The organism is Thiolapillus sp. (genome assembly GCF_048562965.1).
GTDB lineage: Bacteria > Pseudomonadota > Gammaproteobacteria > Chromatiales > Chromatiaceae > Thiolapillus > Thiolapillus brandeum_A.
The window spans coordinates 1-4792 of record NZ_JBHNMF010000252.1 but is presented as its reverse complement, the minus strand read 5'-3'; the positions used below and the strand labels follow the sequence as shown (position 1 = coordinate 4792).

At 56.5% G+C, this 4792-nt stretch carries 6 protein-coding genes; 3 read left to right on the top strand and 3 right to left on the bottom strand.

Going from position 1 to position 4792, the window contains the following annotated elements:
* Positions 1–116 precede the first annotated feature (116 nt).
* Genes ACOCD2_RS12500 through ACOCD2_RS12490 form a run of 3 tightly spaced genes read left to right on the top strand, consistent with a single transcriptional unit; the run spans position 117 to position 2973 of the window.
* Positions 117–1964 (top strand): efflux RND transporter permease subunit, encoded by a 1848-nt coding sequence (locus tag ACOCD2_RS12500; protein ID WP_305803322.1) that lies wholly within the window; start codon positions 117–119, stop codon positions 1962–1964.
* The gene (locus tag ACOCD2_RS12495; protein WP_305800411.1) at positions 1958–2695 is read left to right on the top strand and encodes an efflux RND transporter permease subunit; all 738 of its coding nucleotides are present in this window, start codon (positions 1958–1960) and stop codon (positions 2693–2695) included. The genes ACOCD2_RS12500 and ACOCD2_RS12495 overlap by 7 nt, the downstream gene beginning before the upstream one ends.
* Entirely contained in the window at positions 2692–2973 is a 282-nt protein-coding gene (locus ACOCD2_RS12490) for a hypothetical protein (RefSeq protein ID WP_293648746.1), read from the top strand. The genes ACOCD2_RS12495 and ACOCD2_RS12490 overlap by 4 nt, the downstream gene beginning before the upstream one ends.
* A 39-nt stretch (positions 2974–3012) precedes the next feature.
* Here ACOCD2_RS12490 and ACOCD2_RS12485 read toward each other — a convergent pair whose 3' ends face one another.
* The 3 genes from ACOCD2_RS12485 to ACOCD2_RS12475 form a co-directional block, all read right to left on the bottom strand.
* A complete protein-coding gene (locus ACOCD2_RS12485) occupies positions 3013–3246 on the bottom strand; it encodes a thioredoxin family protein (RefSeq protein ID WP_293648743.1) in 234 nt (77 codons plus the stop codon).
* Between the two features lie 137 nt (positions 3247–3383).
* A complete protein-coding gene (locus tag ACOCD2_RS12480; RefSeq protein WP_293648740.1) occupies positions 3384–3713 on the bottom strand; it encodes a hypothetical protein in 330 nt (109 codons plus the stop codon).
* Positions 3714–3723: 10 nt separating this feature from the next.
* Positions 3724–4680 carry a permease gene (locus ACOCD2_RS12475; RefSeq protein WP_293648737.1) on the bottom strand — a complete coding sequence of 319 codons (957 nt, stop codon included), beginning with the start codon at positions 4678–4680 and terminating at the stop codon, positions 3724–3726.
* Between the last annotated feature and the right edge of the window lie 112 nt (positions 4681–4792).

The following is a 4792-nucleotide window of genomic DNA, read 5'->3' as shown; positions in this document are numbered from 1 at the left end:
AGTTGTTGCGTAGTGCTTGGTGACCAGGACGGCTGGGGCACAAATAGGTTGTCAAAGGCCGAGTCGATTTTGGGGACTGGGATGTCCCAAAATCTATCACGAGGCCGAAGACACGCTTGAAGCCGTATCTGCTGAGCAAGCCGGCCATCGGCAACGTGGAGGTCTTCGGCGGGTATCAGAGCGCCATCAATATTGCCCTGGACCCCCTCAAGGCCAAGAAGTACGGCCTGGATTTCAACAAGGTGGCCCAGGTGATCACCGCCACAAACAAAGACATGCCCATGGGGTTTCTCAAAGGCAGGGAAGGGTTCTTCACCCTGACCTATTATGGTGACAAGGCTGATGTGGGCGCGCTGAAACATCTCGTGGTGGCGCCCAATGTGCGCCTGCAGGATATTGCCGACGTGACCTGGAGCTACAAGAAACGCTTCAGCGGTTACATGGGCAATGGCAGATCAGGCATTGCCCTGGCGATTCAACGTGCTCCCGGCGGCAGTGTGCTGGATGTGAGTAAGGCGGCGCGCAGGGAACTGAAGATTCTCCAGGCCCAGTACCCGCGTATCGACTTCCAGATCAGTGACACCCAGCGCGATCTTATCGAGACCGCCAATACCAATATGCTGGAAGCATTGCGGGATGCCATCATCTATACCCTCATCGTGTTGCTGTTCTTTCTGGGGAATTTCCGGGCGATCATTGCCGCGGGCCTGTCCATTCCCCTGGTGTTCTTCGGCACCATGGCGGTCATCTACCTGGCCGGGGGTGAGCTGAATATTGTCGTGTACACAGCCATCATCCTGGCCCTGGGAATGCTGGTGGACGATGCCGTGGTGGTGCTGGAAAACATCGAGCGCCACCTGGGAGAGATGCACGAGGATCTGGATACCGCCATTGAGGAAGGCACCAGGGAAGTCCTGTCTCCGGTGTTCGCCGGCACTATCGCCACCATCGTGATCATGTTTCCCCTGATGTTCGTCGGGGACTTTCCGCAACACATCTTCCGCCCCCTGATCTCCACCCTGATCATTGCCCTGCTGGTGTCCTATTTCCTGTCCATTACCTTTATTCCCAAGCTGTCTGTGTATCTTTACCGGAACGGCACGGGCAAGACCCGTGTGGAGAAGCTTTTTGAAAAGCTCTATCAGGCCAGTTTTGGTCGTCTGGTTGCGCCTTATCTGGGCATCCTGAAATTCACCCATGGGCGTTTTTCCATGTGGCGCAAGCTGCTGCTGACCCTGGGCGTGCTGGCCATACTGGTGGTCAGCCTGAAAAACATCATGCCCATCATCGGCAAGGACACCATGCCCCCCATGGACACCGGCATCATCAAGGCCCACGTGGTATTCAGCGCCAACGACCGGGTGGAGGATTCAGAACAGAAGATCAAACCTTTCTTGGAATGGCTGCATCAGCAGCCGGAAGTGGTGATGAGTTCCGTGGCTTTTGGATCCGAGGCCGGCGTGCTTTCCCTGGGGAGTGGTAATTTGCCCAGTGAAGCCACCATCACCGTGAACTGCGTCAACCGTTTTGAACGGCAGAAGACCCTGTGGGATATCGAAAACGAAATCCGTGACCGTCTGCATCAGCTGCCCGGTATAAAGACTGCCGATGTGTATGATTTTGGCGCAACGGCTATCAGTTCCATCAAGGCCCCACTGGATGTGCGTATCAAGTCCGGTGACTACGAGAACCTGCCGGAAGTGGCGCAGAAAATTGCCAAGGTGCTCACCCCCATCAAGGGGCTGACCAGCATCTCACAAAGCTGGGGCAGTGATTTCAGTGAAATCAAGGTGGATATCGATACCAACAAGGCCCTCAGTTACGGCCTGACACCCGGAGCCATTGTCCAGCAGATTCCCATCCGCGGACAGGTTCTGTCTTTGAGCGGCAACCTGTCTTCCATGAGTACCCAGTATGTCCGCCTGTATCTCAAGGGACGCTTTAGCGAGGATAATCCATGCTGATCCAGACGCCCAAGGGCGAGGAGCTGCCTCTTACCGCCCTGGCGAAAGTCAGTCACAACCTGACCCAGGCCAAGATCGAGCGGGATCAGATGCTCTACAGCATCGATGTCAACGGTTACCGGGCCACGCGCCCCATCACTCATATCACCGCAGATGCCCGGGCTGCGGTGAACAAAGTGGATACCTCGGGTTTCATCGTCAGCCAGGAAGGCGATATCGTTTCCCTGGATGACAGCTTCCAGCGCATGATCAAGGCCATTGGCTCCGGTGTCATTATTCTGACCCTGACCCTCATCGTCATCTACCGGTCAGTCAAGCTTGGGCTGATCATGATCGTGGTGCTGCCGCTGTCCATGGTCGGCGCGTCCTGGGGCATGCTGCTGTTCGACAAGCCCAGTTGTATGCCCAGTCTAATCGGTATCCTGCTGCTGTTCGGCATCATCATCAAGAATGCCGTGCTGCTGGTGGATTTCTACCAGGATTTCCGCTTGCATGAACCGCCCTTTGAAAGCGCCCTGGAAAGCGTGCGCGTGCGTTTCCGTCCTGTGATGATGACGGCCTTCGGCACCATTGCCGGTATGATTCCCATTGCACTGGAGCAGGCGGTGGGTCTGGAAAGGCTGTCACCCCTTGCCGATGTGGCAGTCGGCGGCCTGATTGTCGGGACGCTGCTCACATTGATCTACGTGCCCATGTTCGCTTACGGGTTCGACAGGGATGAGAAGGTATGAGTGCTTGCAACTCAGAACCTGATCCTCGTTTGCCTATTCTGGAGGTCCAGCTCGTCGGTCGGGGCGAAGATGCCATGCGTATGGAAAAACGCCTGAGCTGCGCTGGCAGGGCGTTGGGTGTCAACGTCAAGGTCGACTGGAAGATGGAGAGACAGGATTACCCCAAAGTCTATGTCGATGGAAAACTTGTCATCGACAGGCTGTTGGAAACAACGGCAATTGAGTGCTTGCTGAAACCATGGCTGGGCATAGCCAGCATGCCGTCAGACAGGGAGTGATTGCAGTCACCCTGTCATAAAAGGCAGCGCTACAACATCCTATGCAAGCCACTCCTGGATGCTCTTGCGGTCGGGAATACCGCCGGCATGCACGACTTTGTCATCGATGACCACGCCCGGTGTGGACATGACCCCGTAACTCATGATCTGTCCGATGTCCTCGATTTTTTCGAGTTCCACATCCACGCCTTTCTCCGCAGCGACTTCCTGGATGAGCTTATAGGTCGTCTGGCAGTTGGCGCAGCCACTGCCCAGTATCTTGATGTTCTTCATGGATCATCTCCAAATGTCGAGGTAGGTCGGGCTTCAGCCCGACATCGTGACTTCTGTCCAAAAATTTCTTGTCAGGCTGAAGCCTGACCTACTGGATGATCTACAGTGAACTGTAGGTCGGACTTCAGTCCGAAAACTCAGCAACACGACTGCCCGCTGGGCGTCGGCGTGCAGCAGGCCTCGCCGGTATCCACTTTCAGTTCGGGCAGACCACCTGCCTTCCTGGGAGCGGGCCGCGCTGTTTCGAGTCGTGCTTTTTCGTCGAAAGCGGCATCGAGCTTATGTGCCGCCTCGTCGCGGATATGCCGGGCGATCTCCACCACGGCGGCGAACTGGTGCTCGGGCACGCCGGCCTGGCGCAGTTTATCCAGCTGGCACAGGCCCATGTCGGGATGACGGGAGGCGATGCCCGATGCCAGGGATACCATGGCCACGATGGATGAATGCAGTTCAGGTTTGTCTGTCATGGATGTTTCCTCATGAAATCAGGTTGAAGCCCCAGCCCACCAGGGTAAAGGCGACTGCCAGCACGCTGGCATACAGGGCCAGGGCTGGCCACTTGATGACCTTGCGCAGGATCAGCATCTCGGGCAGGGAGAGGGCCGCAATACTCATCATCAGGGCCAGTACCGTGCCGAGGGCAACGCCCTTTCCCAGCATGGCCTCGGCGATGGGAATGACCCCCGTGGCGTTGGAGTACAGGGGTACGCCCAGCAGTACGGCGGCAGGAACAGACCACCAGTTGTCTTTCCCGCCCAGGTGTTCGCTCACCCAGGTCTCGGGTACAAAGCCATGGAAAAGAGCACCCACGGCGATGCCGATAATCACCCATTTCCAGATCCTTCCCACGATTTCCTTCACCTCATGCCAGGCATAACGGTGGCGCCCGGCCAGGGAGGCATCTGGCTCGGCCCGCTGCATCTCGCCCATGTGGATCTTCCACACGTACTCTTCCACCCATCGTTCTGGCCTGAAGCGTTCCATGATCATGCCGCCCACGTAGGCAACCACCAAGCCGGACAGAATGTACAGCGCCGCCAGCTTCCACCCCAGCAGACCGACCAGAATCACCGCCGCAACTTCATTGATCATGGGGCTGGCAATGAGGAAGGAGAAGGTGACGCCCAGGGGAATGCCGGCTTCCACGAAACCGATGAACAAGGGCACGGACGAACAGGAACAGAAGGGCGTGACTGCTCCCAGCAGAATAGCCAGGGTGCGTGCCAGCCATTTCGGTTTGCCACGCACGAACTCGCGTACCTTTTCGGGCGAGAGCAGGGCCCGGAGCAGGCCCATGATATAGATCACCACCACCAGCAGCACGAAGATCTTGGTCACATCCATGACGAAGAACTGCACCGCAGCACCCACATGACTGTCTGGTGACAGCCCCAGCCACTGGTAAGCGATCAGATTGCCGAGAGATTCAAACATGCGCCCATTATATATGAATAAACAAATATACTAGAGTTTAGAGTTTCAGAGGAGAAAAACCACTAAAAATCTCAAAAAATAGTTGACATAGCAAGGATCATAGCGTTGCCGC